Origin of the sequence: Clostridium sp. (genome assembly GCF_036643715.1) — a bacterium.
Taxonomy (GTDB): domain Bacteria; phylum Bacillota; class Clostridia; order Clostridiales; family Clostridiaceae; genus Clostridium.
Map to the genome: position 1 here is coordinate 1 of NZ_JAVXRL010000016.1, position 24,622 is coordinate 24,622.

Below are 24,622 nucleotides of genomic sequence, written 5' to 3' on the forward strand. Positions count from 1 at the left end.
AATAACTTCTAATCCTTTATCTCTTATATCTTTTTTATAATTTTCTCTCTCTTTGAATGCTTTTTCTACTGCTACTTTAGCTTCTTCTAAAGTTATATTAAAGTCTTTAAATTCTTCAACAATTCTCTTAGCTAAAACTTTTTCGTTATCTAAAGAGAAAAATGGTGCAATGTAATTAATATTTTTTTCTTCTAGTATATCCATATTATTTTTTATTACTTCTGGATATGAAGTAACCATAGGACAATTGTAATGGTTGCTAGAATCGCTAAATTCCTTCTTCTCGTATGAAATACATGGGTAGAATATTGTATCTATTCCATTCTCTATTAATGCCATTATATGACCATGCACAAGTTTTGCTGGATAACATGCTGATTCTGATGGTATTGTCTCAATTCCCTTTTCATAAAGCTTCTTTGATGAAACTTGTGATGGAATTACCCTAAATCCTAAATCAGTTAAAAGAGTAAACCATAATGGATAGTTTTCATACATGTTAAGTACTCTTGGTATTCCAATTGTTCCTCTTTTTGCCTCTTCTTTAGTTAATGGCTTATATGCAAAAGTTCTCTTAAACTTATATTTATAAAGATTTGGCATTTTATCTTGTTTTATTTGAATACCAAGTCCTCTTTCACATCTGTTACCTGAGATAAATTTCTCATCAGTTGAGAAAGTATTTACAGTTAATAGACAGTTATTCCCACAAAGACCACATCTTCTAAATTCAGATGTCATCTCAAAGTCTTTAATCTTTTCCTTTGGAAGTAAGCTAGACTCTTCTCCTTCAACATATCTTTCCTTTGATATTAGAGCTGCTCCAAAAGCACCCATAAGTCCTGCAATATCTGGTCTTACTACTTCTCTACCTGAAATTTTCTCAAAACTTCTTAGTACAGCTTCATTATAGAAAGTTCCACCTTGAACAATTATCTTTTCTCCCATTTCTTTTTCATCTCTAATTTTTATAACTTTGTATAAAGCATTTTTTATAACTGAATATGAAAGTCCAGCTGATATGTCTCCAACAGATGCTCCTTCTTTTTGAGACTGCTTAACTCTTGAATTCATAAATACTGTACATCTTGATCCTAAGTCAACAGGAGCCCTTGAAAATAAAGCTTCTTTTGCAAAATTGCTAACTTCCATTCCAAGTGATTTACCGAAAGTTTCTATAAATGAACCACATCCTGATGAACATGCTTCATTTAAAAGAATACTATCAATTACTCCACCTTTAATTCTTAAACACTTCATATCTTGACCACCTATATCAAGTATGAAATCTACGCCTGGTAAGAAATGTTCAGCTGCTTTATAATGGGCAATTGTTTCTATTTCTCCAAGGTCCATATGTAGTGCTGACTTTATTAAAGCTTCACCATAACCTGTTACTGTAGCTTTCGCTATTTTAGCTTCATTTGGAAGGCATTTATAAACATCATTCATTATTGAAACAATTGTCTTTAATGGGTTACCTTCATTACTTCCATAAAATGAATATACAATTTCATTTTTTTCATTTATTAGTACAACTTTTGTTGTAGTAGACCCTGCATCAATTCCTAAGAAAACATTACCTTTTGTATTTTCAAGTAAATTTCTCTTAGCTTTAGCTTTATCATGTCTTGTTTTAAATTCATCATACTCATTTTTATCTTTAAAGAGTGGGTCTAATCTCTCAATATTATCATCTTTAGCATCACTTATATTATCTACTTTTAAAATAAGGTCTTTAAATGAAACAGTATCTTCTTCCACTGATAAAAGTGCTGCACCCATAGCTACAAAAAGCTGTGAATTATTTGGGAAAATTATCTCATTTTCATTTAAACCTAATGTTTCAATAAATCTATTTCTAAGTTCTGATAAAAAGTATAGAGGTCCTCCTAGGAAGGCTACGTTCCCCCTGATTGGCTTTCCACACGCAAGTCCACTGATAGTTTGGTTAACCACTGCTTGAAGAACTGATGCCGCTATATCTTCTTTCTTTGCTCCTTCATTGATTAATGGTTGTACATCCGTTTTAGCAAATACACCACATCTTGAAGCTATAGGATATATAACTGCATGATTTTTAGCAAGTTCATTTAATCCTGATGCATCTGTGTTTAATAATGATGCCATTTGATCAATAAAGGCTCCTGTTCCACCAGCACAAGTTCCATTCATTCTTTGTTCTATTCCATTTTTTAAATAAGTTATCTTTGCATCTTCTCCACCAAGTTCTATTGCAACATCCGTCTCAGGTATTATGTTTTCAATAGTCTCAGTACATGCAATAACTTCTTGAACAAACTTAACATCTAACCATTTAGCAACTGATAATCCACCAGATCCTGTAATAGTTACTGTTATTCTTCTGTCAGCAGCCATTTCATAACATTCTCTCATTAAACCTATTATTGTATTTTTTATATCTGAATAATGTCTTCTATATTCAGAATACACTATTTTATTACTATCATTTAGTAACACTAGTTTTACTGTAGTTGATCCTACATCCAACCCCAACTTAAAATTATTCATTAAAATTTACACCTACTTATCCATTTTTAAATATACTCTTATATATGTATTATATATTAACTGACATTCAAATCAATGATTAATATCAATTTATATAAAAAATTAAAATTAAATTAAGCTTTTATTAATGATTTAGTATATTTTTTCCACTCTGTGTATATAATATAAGAACTGTGTACATACTGTAAATATATACAAAACTTTCATGTTTTATGTGTTTAATTACTTTCTTAGGAGGTTAAAAATGAATTACTTTAGCGAAGCAAATAAATTATATAATACAAAAGAGTACGAAAAAGCAATAGAATATTACAAAAAAGCTGCTGAATCTGATGAAAATCAGGCTTGCTCTTTTTATAACTCTGGGGTTTGTTTTATAAAACTTAAAAATTTTGATGAAGCTATCTGCATGCTAAAAAGAGCAATCACTCTTCAAAGAGATAGCAAATATTTCTTTAACCTTGGTTACTGTTATGCTATGAAAGATTTGAATAATAAAGCATTAATATATTTTAATATGTCTTGGTCTTTAAATAATAAAGATAAAGACTGCGAGAAGGCTATCAATTTAATATTATCAAAGAAAAAAGATTAACATAAACTTTATGCTAATCTTTTTTCGTTACCATTCTCCAGCAACACTTTTTTCTTTATGATCTTTACCAAAATCTTTATTGTCAAAATAATCTCCAGCAATATAAAATGTTGGATCTACCTTTATCCATTTATTTTCACTCTCTAAATATACTTCATTCCATGCATGACTAATATATTCTTCTCCATTATATGCTTCCCCCATTACTATTTTAACTTTTAAGTTATTTGCCCTACACATTGCAGCATAAAGACATGCATAATCAAAGCAAATACCTTTTCTTTCATTAAAAGCCGGAATAGCACCACTATTATTAACATTATTATCACTTAAAACTGCTTCAGCCTTTTTATAATCATACTTTATATTACTTCCAACCCAAGCATATAAGTTCTTTGCTTTCTCCCTATCTGTTTTATCATATTTAGTTATTTCTTTAGCCATATTATTTATTTCAGCATTAGATTTAACTCCATTTTCGATAGTAACACCATTGTAATAAATTATAGTAGCCTTTGACATGTCTTCTACTAATCCACTTTTAATGTCACTTATCTTTTTGTGGTCTATTAAAACTGATAATTTATGATACGCCTTCAAATTAGAAAACATATCTACTTTATACTTAGGAGATACAAAACCATTAAATGTTATTATAGCGATTAATATACATAATACAACTAATACCCCTCTTATAAATCCAAGTATAGCACTTGATACAAATAATAAAAATTTATTTTTACCAAGTTCTTTATCTAAATCCATTTCTATAATAGAATTTATGATATTTAGAATAACGGATATTATCCATTTAATTACAAAGAATATAATTATTATAATAAGAGATTTAATAAGAAAGTTTAAGGTTCTGTCTAAACTTATATTAAGAAGAAACTGTTCTATCTTCATTGCAAAATAATTATAACTTTTAAATATAATAAAGAAACTTATTACACTTGCTATACTTGCAATTATAGCACTAGACACATAACTTACACTTTTACTTATCATACCATCTTTAATGCTTACAATAATCATCATTATAATTATTCCAAATATAATAATTTCTGATAAACTAAGGTTCATATTATTCTCCTTTATATTTTGTATATACCTCTTTAATTACTGTCTTTGAAATATCATAATCATATCCTCTTCCTAGTAAATATCTAGTTATCTTATTTTTTAGCTTAAAATCATCGTCTTCTCTTTTTGATAATGCTAGATATTTTTTCTCACAAAGAATCATTGCTTGTTCTATTTCATCATTTCTATCTAATTCACCAAAAACTTCTTCTATTATAAGTTTATTCACGCCTTTACTAGATAATGAGTACCTTATTTTATTTCTTCCTTGATTTCTAAGCCTATCTTTAACATACATTTTAGTAAACTTTAAATCATCTATAAAATTATATTCATGTAGAAAGTCCATAGTTTTATCTATAGTCTCTTCATCAAATTCTTTTAACACTAATTTATCTCGTATTTCTTTTTCTGTTTTATAACTACGTTCTATAGTTCTAAGGGCAGTGTCCTTACATTTTGAGAAATTTTCAGATTTAGAAATTTCTAAAAGTTTTTCTTTGTTGACCTCTTCATTCACTTTAATACCAAACTTATATACAAGTTCCATATTTATAGAAAAAGAATATTCATCATCAATGTAAATATTGACTCTCTCTTTATTTCTCTTGCCTGTTTCTATTTTTGTTATTTTACTCAAAGTTAATCACCTTTAATTCTCTCTTCTTAATACATGAATCGTAGGATTCTTTAATACTTTTTGTGCTACATCATATACTTCTTCTTTTTGTATTGTATTTATTCTACCCATATCATTTACAAACTCTAACAAGTCTTCTTTTTCTAGTTCTTGATGTAACACATAGTTGCAAAGATCTGCTGAGTCTTCTAATGTACTTATAACGGCTGTTTTATGAACTTTTTTCATTATCTCTAAATCACGTTCTTTAAATTTAATATTTTGAACTAATATATCATTTAAAACACCATTTATAGCTTTTGTAGCTTCTTCAACATCTTCATCACTAACTGATGTATATATATATAGACATTTAGAATCCTTGCTTATATCTAAATGAGTAAATATATCGTATGCAAGTCCTCTATTTTCTCTAATTTCTCTAAACAGAAGGGAATTAGCACTTTCCCCTAGTCTATGATTCAAAATCCTAAGTGGAAGCTCATCTTCTTTGCTTAAATTATTAAATGTAAATAAGTAAACTATAGTACTTTGTTCTATCTCATTTTTATAACTAGTAAATTCACCTTTAACATTATCTTCAAGAGTTATAGATTTCTCTCTATTAACACCTTTATCCCAGTTACTAAAGTTTTCTTCAATTAGTTTTAATGCCTCTTCATGTTCAAAAGAACTAACCATAGTTACAACTGCATTATTTGGCGTATAATTTTCATTATAAAATTTAACAAGTTCTTTTCTCTTGAAATTATTAACATTTTCTTCTAATCCTATAACATCATATCTTAAATAACTTTCTTTAAATGCAATTTCATTAGTCTTTTTAAAGCTTAAGTCCTCTATATCATCCTTGCTTGTTCTAATTTCAGCAAGTATTACACTTCTCTCTTTTTCAATTTCATCTTTAGGAAAAGTTGAATTAACAACCATGTCAGCTAATAGCACAGTACCATTTTTAATTTCTTCTTCTAAGCAGCTTATTGTATATACAGTTGAGTCATAATCTGTATAAGCATTATATTCTCCACCAAGACTTTCAAGTTCTTCATTTAAAAGTTCATTATCCCTATTTTTTGTTCCTTTAAATAACATGTGCTCGATAAAATGGCTTATCCCCTTTTCATTCTCACTTTCATACATCGCTCCTATATCTATTCCTATATTAATTGAAGCTATTCTTGTATCCTTTTTTACTGTTATTACATTTAATCCATTTTTTAAAGTTGTTTTCTTTATATCAAAATTTAATTTTATCATACCCATCTCCTATTTGTAATTTAATTACAACCTTTAATATAATATGTTTTAAACAATATTACAATACAAAGGGGATAAACTATTTAAATATTTTAATATTTGTATATAATATAATTAGTACAATTTTTAAAGGGGGCGAAAAGAAATGAATAAAACAATTCTTATTGTAGAAGATGAAATAAAGATACGCTTCTTAGTAAGAGATTATTTCTTAAAAGAAAATTTTAATATACTTGAAGCAGCTGATGGACAAATTGCATTAGATATATTCTCGAGAGAGAAAATAGATTTAATTATATTAGATATAATGATTCCAAAAATAGACGGACTTACATTTTTAGAAAAGATTCGTAAAGTATCTTCAATACCAGTTATTTTATTAACGGCAAAAGCAGAAGAAGAAGATAAACTTCAAGGATATGAATTTGGTGCTGATGATTACATGACAAAGCCATTTAGCCCAAAAGTATTAGTTGCAAAAACAAAGGCACTACTTAAACGTACACGTGTAGATATAGATTCAAGTTCACAAGACTTTAATGGACTTAAAATAAATAAGTTATCTCATGAAGTTAAAGTTTATGATGATGAAGTTTCACTTTCACCTAAAGAATATGAACTTTTATTATATTTAATATCAAACGAAGGTATTGCACTTTCAAGAGATACAATTCTAGATAATGTTTGGGGCATTGATTACTACGGTGATATACGAACTGTAGATACTAACATAAAGAGATTACGTGAAAAGTTACTTGATAAATCAAAATATATTGTCACAGTGCGAGGTAGCGGTTATAAATTCGAGGTGAAATAATGAATTCCACTCTTTCCAAAAAATTATTTGTAGTAACATCAGTTTTTTTAGTATGTTTCATAGCTTTAACTTTGTTATTTCAAACATTTATTTTTGAAGACTTCTACGAAAAGAAGAAAACAACGGCTCTAACAGACGCAATAGAGAGTTTTTCCAAGGAACATTCCTTTGAATTCTCAAATCCTAACGCTCTTTATCCAGCACTTAAAGAATTCGAAGATGATAACAATTCAAAGATTGCTATATTCTCTTTAGATGGAAAACTTAGATACATATCTACTAATTTAGAAAATGATAAAGAAGATATTAATATGCTTTCTGAATTTTGTTCTTCTATACTAAAAAATAAAGATATATTATTTAAACTTTTTACAACTGAAAAACCAATAGCAACAACCTTTTATTCGGATAATAAAAAGAATATTGGTGTTGCATCTGCAATATCCGTTAATTCAAAAGATGATTCTATAGTTTTATCAGTAAGTTCTATTCAGCCAATTATTGAAGCTAGCAACGTAATTAACGAGTTTTATGTTTATATGTTTATTGGGATACTTTTCATATGCTTAATTATTTCATCTATTTTTGCAAGTTTAGTAACTCATCCATTAAAAAAGATAAACTGTGTTGCAAATAAAATGTCCAAGATGGACTTCTCTGAAAAATGTGATACAAATAGAGATGATGAAATAGGAAATCTTGCAAAAACTTTAAATTTCCTATCAACTAATTTACAAGCTTCACTACAAGATTTAAAAGAAAAAAATAAAAAGCTTGAAAATGATATTGAAAAAGAACGTAAACTTGAAATTATGAGAAAAGACTTTGTTGCAAGTGTAAGTCACGAACTTAAAACTCCAATTGGAATAATTGAAGGATATGCAGAAGGGATTAAAGATGGGATTGTATCTGGTAACGATGAAGGTCTTTACTTAGAAACAATAATTGATGAATGTCAAAAGATGAGCAAATTAGTATCTAATATGCTTGAACTTTCAAAACTTGAATCAGGAGTAATCGAACCTCAACTTGAAGTATTTAATGTAAACAGACTAATTAATAAAGTTGTTAACACTTTAAAGCCTGATTGTGAAGAACGTAATTTAACAGTTTCCTTTGAACCTCATACTGATTACTCATATATTAATGCAGATATTTTTCAAATGGAACAGGTTCTAACTAATGTACTTACTAATGCAATTAAATATACTGAATCTTATAAAAAGATTTTTATAACTATTAATTCATATAATGAAGATTTATTTAGAATTTCAGTTTTAAATTATGGATCAGTTATACCAGAAGGTGAAAATATTAATTTATTTAATAAATTTTATAAGTTGGATAAATCTAGAACTAGAAACAGTAATAGTACTGGCCTTGGTCTTGCTATTGTTAAAAACATACTAGACCTTCATAACTTTAAGTATGATTTAAGAAACGTTCCAGCTGGTGTTATTTTTGAATTCTACCCTAAAAAAGCTCCAGTTATTGAAGAATATGAAGTTTAAGGAAAAAAGTCTACAACTATGGTTTTACCATATGTTGTAGACTTTTTATTTTATATCATTCCACCATCAATTCTAATTATTTGACCTGTTATATAAGATGATTCACTTGAACATAGGAAAATAACTGCATCTGCAATTTCCTTTCCTTCTCCGAATCTACCAAGTGGTATTTCCTCCTGAAGAGCTTTTTTATCATCTTCATTTAAGAAATTATTCATTGAAGTATTAATTACACCTGGTGAAATTCCATTTACTCTTATGTTAGAAGGTGCCATTTCTTTTGCTAGTGCCTTAGTAAATAAGTTAAGCCCACCTTTTGAAGATGAATATAGAACTTCACAAGAAGCACCAACATCACCCCACATTGATGATATATTAACTATATTTCCACCATTTCCTATCATGTGTCCTAATGCATGCTTTGTTACATAAAGAGCTCCATTTAAGTTTATCCCAATTAAATTATTAATCTCTTCTTCTGTTGAATCCATAAACAGCCCTATTTTACTAACTCCTGCATTATTTATTAATATATCTAATTTTCCAAAATTACTTATAGTAAAATCAACTAAATCCTTTGCTTCATTAAACTTTGAAATATCCGCTTTTTTCGTTAAAGCAAAGCCTCCTTGTTCTTTTATCTCTCTTACAGTATCTTCTGCACCGTCTTCATCCTTTGAATAGTTTACAACAACTAAAGCTCCATTTTTTGAAAGTTCTATTGCAATATCCCTTCCAATCCCTCTAGATCCCCCTGTTACTATAGCTACTTTTCCTAATAATTTACTCATACTCTTTTATTTACTCCATTCCTCTAACACTCTTATAATGTTCTTATAAAACACCTTCTCTATATCATTATCTGTAAATCCTTCTTTTTTAAGTGCATAATATAATTTATTCATTTCACTTGCATTTTTTATCTCAACTTCGTTTTCTATTCCATCAAAATCGCTTCCTACAGATAAAACATCAATTCCACCAATATTTTTTATATGTTTTGCATGCTTTGCTATTTCTGATACTTTTGTGATCTCATCATCAGATACAAAGTCACTACAGAAATTAAGTCCCATTACTCCACCTTTATTACTTAATATTTTAATCATGTCATCAGTTAAGTTTCTTGGATGATTTCTAATAGTCCTAGCATTTGAATGTGTTGCAATAAATGGTTTAGTACATATTTTTGAAAGATCATAAAATCCGCCATCTGAAAGATGTGAACAATCTGGTATTATTCCAACCCTCTCCATTTCCTTGACTATTTCTATACCTTTTTCCTTTAACCCTTTATCTTTATTTGCAAACTTATGATTTGGATATCCAATACTATTTTCATAGTTCCAAGTTAATGTTAGTATTCTTATACCTCTGTCGTAAACTTCTGATACTTTACTAACATCTCCTTTTAAAACTTCACCTTCTTCAATAGATAAAAATGCTCCTATTTTCCCCTTTTTATTACACTCTTTTAACTCATTTATATTTTTTACAATCTCTATACTGCTTTTATTATTATTTATCTCATTTATAAAATTATCATACATAGATACAAACGCATCATATGGATCCTTTTCTTCTTCTAAATCGATAAAGAAAGCAAAAACTTCTGCTAATGCTTCTCCCTTCTTCAAATTTTCTATGTTAACTTTACATATACTATCTTTTAATTTTAAATCTTCCTTAATCATTCTATATGCTGTATCACAATGCAAATCAATATATTTCATCTTTAAGTCCTCCTAAAATTTATTACTCTAATTATATTATATAAGCGTTTACTTAACAAATTTTAAATACGCCTCTAGTTTTTCTGGGCCATCTATAAATGTTCTCTTTATATATAAATTATTTTCATTTGATACTTCAACGCTCCATTTCACAAGTGCTATTAAACCTTTATTTATTTCTAAAGTCGTAATACTATTTGGAAAAACACAAGAACCATCATTAAAGTAAAGACCTTCCCCAACTTTTGGGAACCTTGCCCTATGGGTATGTCCACATATTAAAAGTATACTGTTTTCACTAGCCCATTTATTTAACTTTTGATCTATCTTACCACCTTTTTTATAACTGTTAGCTGGGCTAGTTGGTTCTTTAAATCCCGCAACTCCTGCTAAAAATCTCCATACATATCTAACTAAAAATTTACTAATAAAACTTAATTCATCATTCATAATATCCAGTTGATGTCCATGGGCTACTATGCATTTTTTCTGTGATGGATTAAAGTTTATTAAAATCCCCTCTTTAAATTTCAAATTATTTATAAGTGTTAAAAAAGCTTCTCCAAATCCCTTTCCGATTTTTTTAAACTTTTTACACTGTTTTAAATTAAAATCTTTTTTCTTTTTAGATTTATCGTGATTTCCATATATCATATAAAGTCTATTATCATTATTAAATCTATTAAAAATATTAAATACATCTTTATAATTATATGAAATATCTAAGCAATCTTTATTTTTCCAAAGTTCATCTCCATCTCCAACTTCAATTAAAGTATATTCCTCTTTATAGTAGTAATTAAGTGCTGCAAGATAAATATTTTTATTACCTATTAAAGAATCTCCAAATCCTCCATCCCCTCTGTGAACATCACTTATAAAAACAATCTTTGAGTCTTTATCAACTTCAAGAGGATCAGAATGTTTAAGTATATTAATCAAATTTTTCTTTCCCATAACACCAACCTAAAAAAATTATTACTTTATATTATATTCCTATATCTTCTAGATGATAAAAAAAGTGAAGCTGTATCAAAATTGATACAGCTTCCAAAAGAAAAATTAATTATCTATACATTTTATGTTTTGAACTTAAATTTCTAACTCTATTAACTAATTCTTCTGATCCTTCTTCTCTACTATCTATAACATCGTTTATTATAGATGCAATTTCTTTCATATCTTCTGCATTATATCCTCTACTTGTAACTGCTGCTGTTCCTATTCTTACACCTGAAGTTACAAATGGGCTCTTAGTTTCATTTGGAACAGTATTTTTATTTAAAGTAACTCCAATTGAATCTAAAAGATGCTCAGCTTCTTTTCCTGTAATATCTTTATTAGTTAAATCAACTAATATTAGATGATTATCAGTTCCTCCAGATACAAGTTTAAATCCGTGCTTTACAAGCTCTTCTCCAAGAACTTTACAGTTAGTTATAACATTATCTATATAATCAGTGAAACTTGGATCTAAAGCTTCTTTAAAACATACAGCTTTAGCAGCTATAACATGCATAAGTGGTCCACCTTGCATTCCTGGGAATATATTTTTATCTAAAGCTTTTGCATACTTTTCTCTGCAAAGTATAAGTCCGCCTCTAGGTCCTCTTAATGTTTTATGTGTTGTTGATGTAACAAAATCTGCATATGGAACTGGTGACATATGTTTACCTGCTGCAACAAGACCTGCTATATGAGCCATATCTACCATGAAGTAAGCCCCAACTTCATCACAAATATCTCTAAACTTCTTAAAATCTATCTCTCTTGAATATGCACTAGCCCCAGCAACAATTAATTTAGGTTTACATTCTAATGCTATTTTTCTAACTTCATCATAGTCAATAGCCTCTGTCTCTTTAGATACTCCATAAGATACAAAATTAAATAACTTACCTGAGAAATTAACTGGTGAACCATGTGTTAAATGTCCTCCATGACTTAAATCCATTCCAAGTACAGTATCTCCTGGCTCTAATATTGTAAAATATACAGCCATGTTCGCTTGTGATCCTGAATGTGGTTGTACATTTGCATGTTCTGCATTAAATAATTTCTTAGCTCTATCTCTTGCAATGTCCTCTATCTCATCTACAACATAACATCCACCGTAATATCTTTTACCTGGGTATCCCTCAGCATACTTATTAGTTAAATATGAACCCATAGCTTCCATTACTGCTTCACTTGCAAAGTTTTCTGATGCAATAAGCTCTATTCCAGTCTCTTGTCTTTCTAGTTCTTTCTCCATAAGAGCAAATACTTTTTCATCACTTTTTGATATTTTTTCAAAATTCATTTAATCACCCCAAAATTTATTTATTAGTTAAGATTATAATAATTTATACATAAATTTTCAATCTTTTTTAGAAAATTTTCCAAATGTTCTTTTTCTATCTATAATGTTATCCTATTTCGACTAATTAATATAGTCAATGTATATAATATTATTATCCATTTGTGATATAATACAATTGCAATTTATTATGAGGGGTTGATGACTTTGGACATAAACAAATTACTCCATTTATCTACATATGCAGGTAAAATAATGCTTCAAAGCGGAGCAGAAATATATAGAGTAGAGGAGACAATTTGTAGAATATGTGAATCTTACGAGATTGACGAAGCTAGTAGTTTTGTTACGCCAACGGGTATTATGGTTTCAATATGCTACAACAATCAAACCTACTCCTTCATTAACAGGGTTACAGTAAGAGGGGTAGATTTACATAAAATCGAAAGAGTTAATGATTTATCTAGAAGAATTTCTTCCTTTAAACCATCCTTTGATTTAATAGAAGATGAGCTTAAAGAAATAAATAATACACCTAGATATTCATACAAATTAACATTGCTTGCGTCAGCACTTGCAGCTGGCTGCTTTTCTTATCTTTTTGGAGGTAATCTTTACGATTCATTAGCAGCTTTTTTAATTGGTATTTTAATAAAAGTATTTGCAATAGAATTTAGTAAAATGGCATTAAATGAATTTTTTATTAACACAATCTGTGCGGGTACGGCGGCCGTATTTGCAATTTTGTTTTTGAATTTAGGCTTTGTAACCAATATAGATAATACAATAATTGGATCTATTATGCTTTTGGTCCCTGGACTTGCTATTACAAATGCGATTCGGGATATTATAGCTGGTGATTATCTAGCCGGAATAATAAAGACAAGTGAAGCCTTTTTAGTTGCAATTGCAATTGCTGTTGGTACTGGTGGTGTCATAAGCTTTTGGCTTAATGTTTTAGGAGGTGTATAAAATTGATTTTAGTAGAAACTCTCCTATCCTTTGTAGCAACACTAGGTTTTGGAATAATTTTTAATATACACGGAAAGAATCTCTTCTTTGCTTCAGTAGGTGGAGCTATTAGCTGGTTCGTTTATGCTCTTAGTTTGAAATTTAATCTTTCAGTTCCAATGGCAATGTTTGTTGCAGCAGTTGCCTTTAGTATTTATTCAGAAATACTTGCAAGAAAGTTAAAGACTCCAGTTACTACTTTAGTTTTAACTGCTTTAATACCCCTTGTACCGGGTTCTGGAATGTATTATACAATGTATCAAGTTGTTACTGGTGATATTGATAAAGCACTTGAACTTTGTTTAAATACAATTGCAAGTGCTGGTGCCTTAGCACTTGGTGTTATTTTTGTATCAACAATAACAAGAAGATATTACAGTGTTAAAATGAAATTAAAAAAAAGTAAAAAGCTTGAAGAGTAATCAAGCTTTTTACTTTTTTAACTTAAAATATTATCTATACTACTTATATTTTTATAAAGTTCTTCTATATTTATTATTTCCTCAAATTCACTTGATGGAAATTCTATTTTTTTATTACAATCTATATAATTTCTAAGTGCAATACTCCCTTTAGAAAATTCGCAAAGCTGTATCCTCATTAAACACTCCATAAAATATAAATCTCTAAAATCTTTATATTTACTTCTTGCCGTAAGTATTGCCTCTTCTTCTTCATTATAAAGTTCTAACTGATGGTACGCTTTTATCCTATTTAATATAAGTCTCTTTAAAATATTTTCATTCAATATTTTAGTATCATTCATCTCTTTTAATGCAATATTATAATTTTCTAATGCTAAATTAAAATCACCTATTTTTCCATACTCATTTCCTAAATTGAAAAAATGAATGTAATTTTTATTTTTTATATTTGAGTCATTCATTTTTGCTATTCTATTTTTACTATTTTCTAAAGTACTATTTGCATCTTTATCATTTTCATAACTTTGAATTTCCAAATCAGTAAAATGTATTAATCCATTCCCATAGTTTTTGCTAATACTTTCAAATACGTCATCATAAACATTTTCTTTTAAAGTTATTTTATTATCATTTTTAAATAACCTAAGGGTATTATAAGACATCCTTCTCTTACCATCTATTATAGATATCTTTCTAACGTATAGTCCTTTTAAAATATTAGCTTCATTTAAAAATTCTCTTATTTTATCTTTTGAGTAGTCATTTAAAACTTCCTCATCTTTTAATAGTAAGATCCACTCTGAATTTGCTTCTTTTATTAGCATATTACTGTTTTTATTAAATTCATCATTATCTACTTTATATAATTTCACTTTATTATTTTCTAATATATTAATCTTTTCACTATTACTTCTCAAATTAAAAATAATTATTTCATCTGCTATATCATTTACGCTCTCTAATGTTTTATATATAATATCACTATTATTTTTTGCTAAAATACATATACTTAACAATCCTTTTTCCATAACTTACTCCTCCTAAATTTATATAATAAATATATATGAAAAAAAGTTATGTAATATTACAAAAAAATAGTGGTGAAAATCACCACTACCTCTTATTTTTTTAATTTTCTTTGTAAATCATCAAACAATGAATAAATAACTGGAATTACAACTAAAGTTAATGCTGTACCTATAGTTAGTCCACCAATTACTGTTATAGCAAGTGGTAATTGTATTTCAGCGCCTTCACCAATTCCTAGTGCCATAGGTAATAATCCAATTATTGTAGTTAAAGCAGTCATAAGTATCGGTCTAAGTCTTACTTTACCAGAAAATATTATTGCATCAGTAGCATTCATTCCTTCTTTTCTCTTTTGATTTATATAGTCTATTAATACAATACCATTGTTAACTATTATTCCAGTTAGCATTACAAATCCAATCATAGCTGGAATGCTTAAGTTAACTTCTGTAATAAACAACATTATAATAGCACCCACACTCGCAAGTGGTACCGTAAACATAATTATAAATGGATTTATTAATGATTCGAATTGAGATGCCATTACCATATATACTAAAATTACAGCTAATATTAATGCTAATAACAGTTGTGAAAATGCCTCTTCCATTTCTTGTACTTCACCTGAATACTGAATAGAGTATCCTGATTTAACATCATATCCTTCTAAATTATCCTTTATATCATCTACAACATCTTTAAGTGCTCTACCAGATACACCTGATGATATAGTAACTTCACGAGTTCCATCTTCCCTATATATTTTAGAATAACCTTCTCCTCGTTCAAGTTTTGCAATTGTCATTAAAGGAACTTTAGCTCCTGTATTATTTATTAATGTTATTTTATCTAAATCACTTAGCTTTGGATTTATACTTGATTCTGGACTTATTAAAACATCATAATTTTTATCATCAAATTTAACTGTAGTTATATTCACTTCTTTAAAGTAACTTTGTAAACTTTGAGATATCATCATACTATTTAGTCCATAGTCAGCAGCTAGCTCTTTATTAATTACAAGTCTTAATTCCTCTGAATTTTTAACATTTGAACTCTTTACATTTATAGTCCCATTTACTTTATTTACTTCTTTTATAACATCCTCAGCTATTTCATCTAAAACTTCAAATTCTCTACCTATAATATTAATTTGTATAGGATCTCCTCCAGTTGATAAACCTGCATTTGATGTATTGACTTCAATTTTAGCTCCAGGAACTTTCGAAATTAATTTGTTAACTTCTCTTGCTATTTCTTTATCACTTCTATTTCTTTCATCTTTACCTTTTAAAACTAAGTAAATATTACAACCTTCCTTATTGGCAATTATTGCATCACTTTCTATTTCTTCAATGTCTTTTAATTTCTCTACTATATTATCTCCAATTCCTTCTGAATATGATGTACTACTACCATTTGGTAATGTTGCATTAATCATTATGACACCTTGGTCAGAAGATGGGAAGAATTCTATTCCAATATACTTAAGTGTTATAGCTCCAATCATTATAAATACTATCATAACGAAAATTACTACTTTTCTTCTTCCTAAGGATACTTTCAATAACTTCCCGTACTTTTCAGTTAATCTTTTTACTAATTTATTTTCTTTATTTAAACTTTTATCATTTAAAAGTTTACTTGCAAGTATAGGAACTAGTGTAAATGATACTGCTAAAGAAGATACTAACGAAAATGTAACCGTCAGTGCCATTTCTTTAAAAATATCAGCAGCTATTCCTTGTACAAATACTATAGGAAGAAAGACACATATAGAAGTTATAGTTGATGCTGTTATTGCTTTTGAAACCTCCTTTGTTCCAGTAATAGCTGCATCCTTATTTGAATATCCTAATTTTTTCAGTCTATAAATGCTTTCAATTACAACAATAGAGTTATCTACAAGCATTCCAACCCCAAGTGCAATTCCTCCAAGAGAAATCATATTTAAAGTAAGTCCTCCAAAATAAACCATAACAAATGTTGCGATTATTGATATCGGAATTGATACCCCCATAATAATTGTTGTTCTAAAGTCTTTTAAGAAAAATAAAAGTACTAAAATTGCAAGCAAAGCACCAACTACTGCATTCTGCTTTACAGAGCTTATCATAAACTCTATAATTTCACCTTGATCTATTATTTTTATAACTTCAAGACCTTCATTACTCTTCTTTAATTTTTCTAACTCCTTATTTACCTCTTTATTAACATTTACTACATTGCTTGTACTTTCCTTTTGTATATTAACTGCTAATGCGTCAACCCCATTAATTTTGGAGAAACTTTCTGAATTAGCGTTTGTCTCTTCTATTTTTGCAATGCTTGAAAGTTTTATTACTTCCCCATTTTTTGTTTTCAATAAAATATTTTCTATATCTTTTAAAGAGTTAATCTTATTATTAGTCCTAACTAATATTTCATTATCTCCCTCTATAACATTTCCAATTGGGAAGTTTAAATCTTCACCTTTAACTGATGTTGCTATACTTTGAACACTAAGTCCATAACTTGTTAGCTTGTCATTGTCTATTACTATCTTTATTTGATCTTCTACCCCTCCAGAAATAGATACAGCTGCTACCCCATCTATTCTCTCTAGGCTCGGTTTTAAAACTTTTGTAGCCCACTTAGATATTTCACCTTCATCATACCCCTTAAAGCTCACTCCAAAGTTCATAACAGGCATCATAGATGGGTTCAGTCTCATAATCATTGGTTCTTTTACACCATCTTTAAAAGCACTCTTTATTAAGTCTATCTTTTCTCTTATTTCTAATGATGCAAAGTCCATATCCGTTCCATCTTCAAATTGTATCATTACAGTTGAATTTCCCTCTTCTGATACTGATGATATTTTTTTAACATTAGAAACTGTAGATAAAACTTCCTCTAAAGGTTTTGTTATATTTTCTTCAATATCACTAGGACCAGTTCCTAATTCTCTCGTATTTACAATTATCATTGGAAGGTCAATCTTAGGAAGCATATCTAAGTTTAACCGCGTATACGATACAGCCCCAAATATCAATACAGCAATTATTCCCATAAATATCGTAATAGGTCTTTTTATACTAAATTCTGTTATCCTCATCTCACTTCACCTCTTACAACAGTTACTTTATCGCCTTCTTTTACAAACTCTTTACCCTTTAGTATTACTTCATCTTCTTTAGTAATACCTTCTATAATTTCAACATTATCATCATCTTCAGATCCTAAAGCAATCTCTCTTTTTATTGCAATTTCATCTTTCACTACATAAACATAACTTTTTTCTTCTTCTCTAAAAATAGCATTTTTTGATATAAGAAAAATATCAGTTTTACTATTTTTACTCATAAATACTTTCGCATAATTATTTCTTTCTATTTTTTCATTTTTATTATTTAAATTTACAGTTACCGTATATTGATTAGTTTTTTTATCCTTTTTATTTGAAATAACCTTAACTTCCCCAGTTTCTTTTATAATCCCATCCTTTGAATCCACTTCAACTTTTACTTTCTTTCCAACTTTAAAATCTTGAATCATATTCTCTGGTACTAATATATCAAAAGATACTGTACTCATATTTGATATAACCATAGACGGAATAAATGGATTTAAACCACTATCTCCAACTACTACATTACTATCTTTTACGTACCCACTAATTGGAGCTTTTACAATATATCCTTCTTTAAGCTTTAATACAGTATCATATATTTTATTTATTGACACATTTGAATTTCCATTAATATTACCTTCTTTAATTTTCTTTAAAGTTTCATCTAATGTTTTGATGCTTAATTCCTTTCCTAATATTTCTTTAGAAATATTACCTAGCTTAACATTATTTTTATTAAGTTCTTTATTTAATTCCTGTTGTATATTAAAAAATTCTTCTTTTGATATTTCCTCTTTTTTATACTTTTCATCTAGTTCGCTTAATTCTTTCTTTATATCTTTATTTAAGTTTTCTATACTTACATACTCTTTATTTTTTTCTTTTATTTCATCTTCTAACTTTTCTACAGTATCTTCTAATGATTTTATTTTATTTTTAGATTCTGTTGCCATTTTAAGTGATTTATCATAAAACTTTTTAACATCTTCTATTTGCTTGTCAACCTCACTAGAATCAAGTGTCATTAGTATGTCCCCTTTTTCTACGTAATCACCATCTTTTACATTTACCGACGTAACTTTAGCAGATACTGCTGGTGTTATATTTTCTTCTTCCCCACCTTTTATAGACCCAAAGAATTTAATATATTCTTCAATATTCCCCTTTTCTAATGAAGATACCATTACTGCAATACCATCACTTGTGTAATTTTCAGCACTCCCTTTTTTATTTATCTTAGATATATATAACCCTACAAACCCAGTAAGTATTACTACCACAGATATAATCTTAATTACTTTACCCTTATTCAAATCCTCATCTCCCAACCCATTTATGAACACTTATTAACTTTTAGTATATATTATGTTCATATTTGTTTTCAAGTTATTATTTCCATATAATAAAAAAATTCCCTAACAATTGTTAGGGAATTTTTTTCTATTTAAGTTTTAGAATCCAAGTGGAATTCCAAATACAAAGAATCCAATTAAAAGTAGTGTCCAACAGATCATAAATCCAATTGAATATGGAAGCATTAACTTTATCATATCACCTAAATTAAACTCAGGCTTGTACTTTCTCATAAAGACAAGTATTATTCCTGCATAAGACATGAGAGGTGATATAACATTTGTAGATGAATCTGCAAGTCTATATGCAGCTGCTACAAAATCTGGTGTTAATTCTGGATTAACATTATAAAGCATTGGTATAAATATCGGTCCAAGTAACATCCATTTAGAAGTTAATCCACCAACAAATAAGTTTATTATAGCTGTAATTATAATGAATCCTATAAGTAATACTATTGGATACTTATCAATTCCAAGTGATTGTAGGAATGTAGCTCCTAAGTATGTTATATATGTTCCAATATTTGAATAACTAAGTAAAGCTAAGAAGTTATATGAGAAGAATGTTAAAACTAAAATATATCCCATTCCGCTCATTTGCTTTGACATAGCATTTACTACATCCATAGCTTTGTTAAACTTTCCAACTTTTCTTCCAAAGAATAATCCAGGCAAGAAGAATAAGAAAGTAATTATTAATATAACATTATTTATAAATGGATTAACTGTAGCGCCTTCTTCATTTACAAATGGTGCTAAAGGTCCTAAGTATAATACAACTACTAAAAGTAATCCAATTAATAATCCAAGTCCTGCAAATTTTAAAGCTTTGTTTTCATCTTCTTTTACAGTAAAATCTGATAAGTCCATTTCTTCTGGTACTACATAACTTTCTTTTTCAAGTTTAGGTTTAATAAATTTAGTTGTTATAAAGTAACCAACAATTGATAATAAAACTGTTGATGCAACTATAAATCCATAATGCATTGTTGCAGGGTTTAACATTTCTCCTGCTCTTGATACGAATGGTACACCTTGTCCTTCTGCAAATATCTTTGCATTGTTTCCAACTATTACATCAATTGGCGTTGCGGGAATTAAGTTAGCACTAAACCCTGCTGAAACCCCAGCAAAAGCTGCAGCCATACCTATAAGTGGATTTTTCTTAAGCCCTACATATAATAAACCTGCAAGTGGTATTAATATTATATATCCAGCATCAGTTGCTATACTACTCATAATTCCTAAGAATACTAATACTATTGGCAAGAATTTATCTGATACCTTAAGTCCTATCTTTTTGATTAATGTTGTTAATAATCCTGACTCTTCAGCAAGTCCAACACCAAGCATTACAATAAGTATAGTACCAAGTACTCCTCCACCGTAAGCTAACCAGTTATTTAAAAGAGCATTGTCAAATATCCATCTAAGGTTTTCAGTTTTAAACATATTTTTTATTTCATATGCAACTGTTCCACCATCTGCTCCTAATGTTTCGAATTTCATACCACCCATTAATAAAGTAGCTAATATAACTATAGCGTACAATCCCATAAATATAATTACTGGGTCTGGAATTTTCTTTCCTATCTTTTCAATTAAAGATCCTTTTGTTTTTTCCCTTTCTTTCTTCATAAAGCCCTCCTGCGTTTATAATTTAGACATTTATTTTACACTTTCTTCATATTTTTCATTATACCATCTCTTTCCCATTTTTTCCTTATTTGAAAAGAATTTATTATTTTTTATGAGTTTATTTATATATTTAATGAATTTTCGTGTTTTGTTGCCTATTTAATAAAATTTTCAATATATTTTATTAATTTATCACAGAATTCTATTACAAATCGAAAGATTATATTTTTGCATACAAAAAGAAGGATGTTTTTTTAAAACATCCTTCTTTAATAATATTAAATATTACATTATACTTCTTTAACTCTATTTTTATGATAATTATAAATGTAAAATGGTATACCTATTAACATAAGTATGAATCCCCACATTACAGTTTCTGCTCCTGAACCATATATTGTCCATATTGAATATATAAATGCTAATAATGGTACGATAGCTTTCTTAACAAATATCTTAAAACTAAATTTATTAACACCTTTAAACATTAGCATTATTTCAGCTGCAGATGTTAAAAGATATATTGGTAAAAATGATAGTGTTGCAAGTATTGTTATAAATGTAAATGCTGAAACCATGCTCTTTTGGAAATTCATAATTAAAAGTATATTTACTAAAACTGAACCTACAATAAGTGCATTTGCTGGAGTCTCATATTTAGGATGAAGTTTTCCAAAGAATTTTGGGAATACTCCATCTTCACCTGCTGCAAAGGCAACACGTGCTGTTGATAAAAGCCATCCTATAGTTGTTCCAAGTATACATATAACAACTGCAATAGTTATAGGCTTACCAATTGATGAACCTAAAAACTTAGTTAATATATCTGTAAGTGGTGCTTGGCTATTTGCAAGTTCAGTATTTGACATTGCGCCCATACTAGCAATACTTATTAGAATATAAACTACAGCTGCAATTATCATTCCATATATTGTACTTTTTCTAACATTCTTTTCTGGATCTTTTATTTCTCCTGCTGTAACTGTTGCACTTTCAAGACCTACAAATGCCCAAAGTGTTGATGTTGCTGCAAGTGATATAGTACCCATCCCTTTACCTTCTGGTATTAAAGGTAATATGTTTGAAACATCAAAATTTATAAATGCAACAACTATAAATATTGCAAAGAATGCTATTTTAAATACAGTTGCTATTGTTTGAAGTTTTCCTGCTTTCTTAACTCCAATAATATTTATAAAAGTAAATATCCATAAAATTGCACTAGTATATATAATTGATATAAGTGGATCTCTTAATGCTGGAATAACTGCTGCACTATAACTTGAAAGTGCTACTATTATTGCTGCATTTCCTATCCAAGAACCATTCCAATATAACCATGCACTTAAAAATCCTGTAAACTCTCCAAATGCTATTTTTGTATATTGATAGGCTCCTCCTGTTGTTGGATATTTTGAACCGAGGTTTGCAAATGACATCGCAATAAGTATTGATCCAATTGTAGTTAAAACCCATGCTAAAATTGTTGCAAGCGGACCTGATAACTGAGCGAGTGTTGCTGGTAGCATAAATACTCCAGAACCTATCATATTACCACATACAAGCATCGTCGCCATGAATAGACTAATTTCTTTTTTTAAATTTCTTTCTTCCATGTTCTCCTCCTAAGTTAATTTAGGGCAAAAAAATAAGCCCTAAAGCTATAAACTTTGAGCTTGTATAAGACTTTTTAAATTACAAACACAAAGATAGCTCACCACTACGTATTGTGGCAGTTTTGCATATGTTCTATACAACCCCAATATATATTCTTAAAGCATAAAATATACATTTCGGCAATAATACCTTTCATATTAAATCACAGTGCTTACCTCATTAATACTACTTATTATTATCGCAACCTCTATCTTACATAAATTAATGTTATTTAATTTTATTAATTACCCTGTAATTGTATAAAAATTCTTTAAATTTGTCAAATACTTTTTAAATTTGTCTAATACTCTCATATTTTACCCATTTTTCTAATTTGTTCAAAGAAAGTTCACTGCTTTTTAAAGTTACTGTACTTGTTGTTAATTACAAGTTCAATAGTTCGTCCTATAATTTAGAAATCATTTTAAATTTAATATTATAGAGGTGTGACTTATGAATATTTCTCATTTTTTAATTGGGAAACCACTTATGACAAAAGAACTTAAAAATCAAAAGTATAACGCATTATGGGGACTCCCTATATTATCTAGTGATGCTATATCTTCTGTTGCTTATGCAGGAGCTGCAATTCTTGGGGTATTAATTCCTTACGCAGGATTAGCTTCATATAAATATATGTTATTTGTAACTATTGCCATACTACTTCTAATGTTTTTCTTAATTTGTTCTTATAAACAAGTTATAGATTGTTATCCATCTGGAGGTGGCGCATATATAGTTGCTAAAGATAATTTTGGAACAAAAGCTAGTTTACTTGCTGCATCGGCTTTAATAGTAGATTATATTTTAACTGTTGCAGTTAGTAGTACAGCAAGTTGTGATGCAATTACATCAGCATTTCCGGTATTATCAAAATATAGAATAATTATAACTATTTTTCTTATATTATTTTTAACAATAGGTAATTTACGTGGTATTAGAGAATCTTCTAAGCTTTTTGGTATACCAACTTACCTTTTTGCTATTTCAATTATTTTCATGATAATAGTCGGTATTATTAAAGTTAAAGTATTCCATTGTATTCCAAAACCAATTTATACACTGCCTACTTTTTCGAAAGATATAACATTTTTAATATTTTTAAAGGCCTTTGCATCTGGATGTACTGCCTTAACTGGTATTGAAGCTGTAAGTAATGCTGTCCCAGCATTTAAAGAGCCATGTCAAAAAAATGCAAAGCACGTATTATATTTCTTAGGTATTTTAGTCCTTTTAATACTTGGTGGATTATCTTATCTATCAACACTTTATTACACTATGCCTAATGAATCGCAAACATTAATATCTCAAATGGCAACTGAAATTTTTGGTAATAATATAATTTATTATATTATTCAATTTACTACAGCTGTAATATTACTTATGGCAGCAAACACTGCATTTTCTGGTCTTCCCCTACTTTGGTCAATAGTATCAAAGGATGGCTTTGCTCCAAGACAATTAAGCAATGTAGGAAGAAGACTTAGTTATTCAAATGGTATTATTTTATTATCAGCCATTTCAATATTTTTAGTAATTATATTTGAAGGTAATTTAGAACTTTTGCTTCCACTTTATGCAATTGGAGTTTTTATATCCTTTACTATATCCCAAAGTGGTATGCTAGTAAAATGGCACAAATCAAAACCAAAGGGTTGGAGACACAAAGCTTTCGTAAATGCTATTGGGCTTTTAGTAAGTGCTTTTACCTTAGTAGTAATTACAGTTTCTAAATTTACCCATGGTGCATGGATTATTTGCATAATAATTCCGATCTTAGTATTTGGTATGCTTAGAATAAAAAAATATTATGATTATGCATATAATCAACTTAAAATAAATGCAGGAGAAAATATAAAAGAGTATGCTAATGTACCTCATAAAAATCATACTGTATTACTAATTGACTCTCTTAATAAGAGTTTT

Annotated in this window: 19 protein-coding genes and 1 riboswitch; of the genes, 6 read left to right on the forward strand and 13 right to left on the reverse strand. The window is 28.5% G+C overall.

Features of this window, described 5'->3' with window-relative positions; genetic code table 11:
• The coding region (locus RSF37_RS06360; RefSeq protein ID WP_332563566.1) for an acyl-CoA dehydratase activase at positions 1–2,532 on the reverse strand (2,532 nt) is incomplete at its 3' end.
• A gap of 244 nt (positions 2,533–2,776) precedes the next feature.
• Between RSF37_RS06360 and RSF37_RS06365 the strand changes: the two genes are divergently transcribed.
• On the forward strand, positions 2,777–3,127 hold the full coding sequence (locus RSF37_RS06365; protein ID WP_332563567.1) for a tetratricopeptide repeat protein: 351 nt from the start codon (positions 2,777–2,779) through the stop codon (positions 3,125–3,127).
• Between the two features lie 27 nt (positions 3,128–3,154).
• Here RSF37_RS06365 and RSF37_RS06370 read toward each other — a convergent pair whose 3' ends face one another.
• From RSF37_RS06370 to RSF37_RS06380, 3 genes are read right to left on the reverse strand one after another with little or no spacing between them, the layout of a single operon-like run.
• Positions 3,155–4,213 (reverse strand): transglutaminase-like domain-containing protein, encoded by a 1,059-nt coding sequence (locus RSF37_RS06370; RefSeq protein WP_332563568.1) that lies wholly within the window; start codon positions 4,211–4,213, stop codon positions 3,155–3,157.
• A 1-nt stretch (position 4,214) separates the two neighbouring features.
• A complete protein-coding gene (gene recX, locus RSF37_RS06375; RefSeq protein ID WP_332563569.1) occupies positions 4,215–4,853 on the reverse strand; it encodes a recombination regulator RecX in 639 nt (212 codons plus the stop codon).
• A gap of 12 nt (positions 4,854–4,865) precedes the next feature.
• The gene (locus RSF37_RS06380; protein WP_332563570.1) at positions 4,866–6,110 is read right to left on the reverse strand and encodes a M16 family metallopeptidase; all 1,245 of its coding nucleotides are present in this window, start codon (positions 6,108–6,110) and stop codon (positions 4,866–4,868) included.
• Positions 6,111–6,255: 145 nt separating this feature from the next.
• On the opposite strand from RSF37_RS06380, the gene RSF37_RS06385 reads away from it, so the two are divergent.
• Together RSF37_RS06385 and RSF37_RS06390 are read left to right on the forward strand one after the other, a co-directional pair.
• Positions 6,256–6,927, forward strand: a complete 672-nt coding sequence (locus tag RSF37_RS06385) for a response regulator transcription factor (protein ID WP_332563571.1) — start codon at positions 6,256–6,258, stop codon at positions 6,925–6,927.
• Positions 6,927–8,438, forward strand: coding sequence for a HAMP domain-containing sensor histidine kinase (locus RSF37_RS06390; protein WP_332563572.1), 1,512 nt, complete (start codon positions 6,927–6,929; stop codon positions 8,436–8,438). The genes RSF37_RS06385 and RSF37_RS06390 overlap by 1 nt, the downstream gene beginning before the upstream one ends.
• Before the next feature lie 50 nt (positions 8,439–8,488).
• On the opposite strand, the gene ymfI is transcribed toward RSF37_RS06390, so the two are convergent.
• From ymfI to glyA, 4 genes are all read right to left on the reverse strand, one after another.
• Entirely contained in the window at positions 8,489–9,229 is a 741-nt protein-coding gene (gene ymfI, locus RSF37_RS06395) for an elongation factor P 5-aminopentanone reductase (protein ID WP_332563573.1), read from the reverse strand.
• Between the two features lie 6 nt (positions 9,230–9,235).
• The gene (locus RSF37_RS06400; RefSeq protein WP_332563574.1) at positions 9,236–10,171 is read right to left on the reverse strand and encodes a dipeptidase; all 936 of its coding nucleotides are present in this window, start codon (positions 10,169–10,171) and stop codon (positions 9,236–9,238) included.
• Between the two features lie 48 nt (positions 10,172–10,219).
• On the reverse strand, positions 10,220–11,128 hold the full coding sequence (locus RSF37_RS06405; RefSeq protein ID WP_332563575.1) for a metallophosphoesterase: 909 nt from the start codon (positions 11,126–11,128) through the stop codon (positions 10,220–10,222).
• A 109-nt stretch (positions 11,129–11,237) separates the two neighbouring features.
• Positions 11,238–12,473 (reverse strand): serine hydroxymethyltransferase, encoded by a 1,236-nt coding sequence (gene glyA / locus RSF37_RS06410; protein ID WP_332563576.1) that lies wholly within the window; start codon positions 12,471–12,473, stop codon positions 11,238–11,240.
• A 204-nt stretch (positions 12,474–12,677) separates the two neighbouring features.
• Between glyA and RSF37_RS06415 the strand changes: the two genes are divergently transcribed.
• Together RSF37_RS06415 and RSF37_RS06420 are read left to right on the forward strand one after the other, a co-directional pair.
• Complete coding sequence (locus tag RSF37_RS06415; RefSeq protein WP_332563577.1) at positions 12,678–13,442, forward strand: threonine/serine exporter family protein; 765 nt, start codon at positions 12,678–12,680, stop codon at positions 13,440–13,442.
• A 5-nt stretch (positions 13,443–13,447) separates the two neighbouring features.
• Entirely contained in the window at positions 13,448–13,903 is a 456-nt protein-coding gene (locus RSF37_RS06420; protein WP_332563618.1) for a threonine/serine exporter family protein, read from the forward strand.
• Positions 13,904–13,920: 17 nt separating this feature from the next.
• Here the strand turns inward: RSF37_RS06420 and RSF37_RS06425 are convergent, their stop codons facing one another.
• The 5 genes from RSF37_RS06425 to RSF37_RS06445 form a co-directional block, all read right to left on the reverse strand.
• Positions 13,921–14,934, reverse strand: a complete 1,014-nt coding sequence (locus RSF37_RS06425) for a hypothetical protein (RefSeq protein WP_332563578.1) — start codon at positions 14,932–14,934, stop codon at positions 13,921–13,923.
• Between the two features lie 92 nt (positions 14,935–15,026).
• On the reverse strand, positions 15,027–18,032 hold the full coding sequence (locus RSF37_RS06430) for an efflux RND transporter permease subunit (RefSeq protein WP_332563579.1): 3,006 nt from the start codon (positions 18,030–18,032) through the stop codon (positions 15,027–15,029).
• On the reverse strand, positions 18,029–19,360 hold the full coding sequence (locus RSF37_RS06435; protein WP_332563580.1) for an efflux RND transporter periplasmic adaptor subunit: 1,332 nt from the start codon (positions 19,358–19,360) through the stop codon (positions 18,029–18,031). Before RSF37_RS06435 ends, RSF37_RS06430 begins: the two co-directional genes overlap by 4 nt.
• A gap of 138 nt (positions 19,361–19,498) precedes the next feature.
• The gene (locus RSF37_RS06440; protein ID WP_332563581.1) at positions 19,499–21,040 is read right to left on the reverse strand and encodes an AbgT family transporter; all 1,542 of its coding nucleotides are present in this window, start codon (positions 21,038–21,040) and stop codon (positions 19,499–19,501) included.
• A gap of 290 nt (positions 21,041–21,330) precedes the next feature.
• The gene (locus tag RSF37_RS06445; protein WP_332563582.1) at positions 21,331–22,656 is read right to left on the reverse strand and encodes an APC family permease; all 1,326 of its coding nucleotides are present in this window, start codon (positions 22,654–22,656) and stop codon (positions 21,331–21,333) included.
• An 86-nt stretch (positions 22,657–22,742) separates the two neighbouring features.
• A riboswitch (Lysine riboswitch) is annotated at positions 22,743–22,915 on the reverse strand.
• Positions 22,916–23,149: 234 nt separating this feature from the next.
• On the opposite strand from RSF37_RS06445, the gene RSF37_RS06450 reads away from it, so the two are divergent.
• Positions 23,150–24,622: APC family permease (locus tag RSF37_RS06450; protein ID WP_332563583.1), on the forward strand; the 1,473-nt coding region annotated here is incomplete at its 3' end.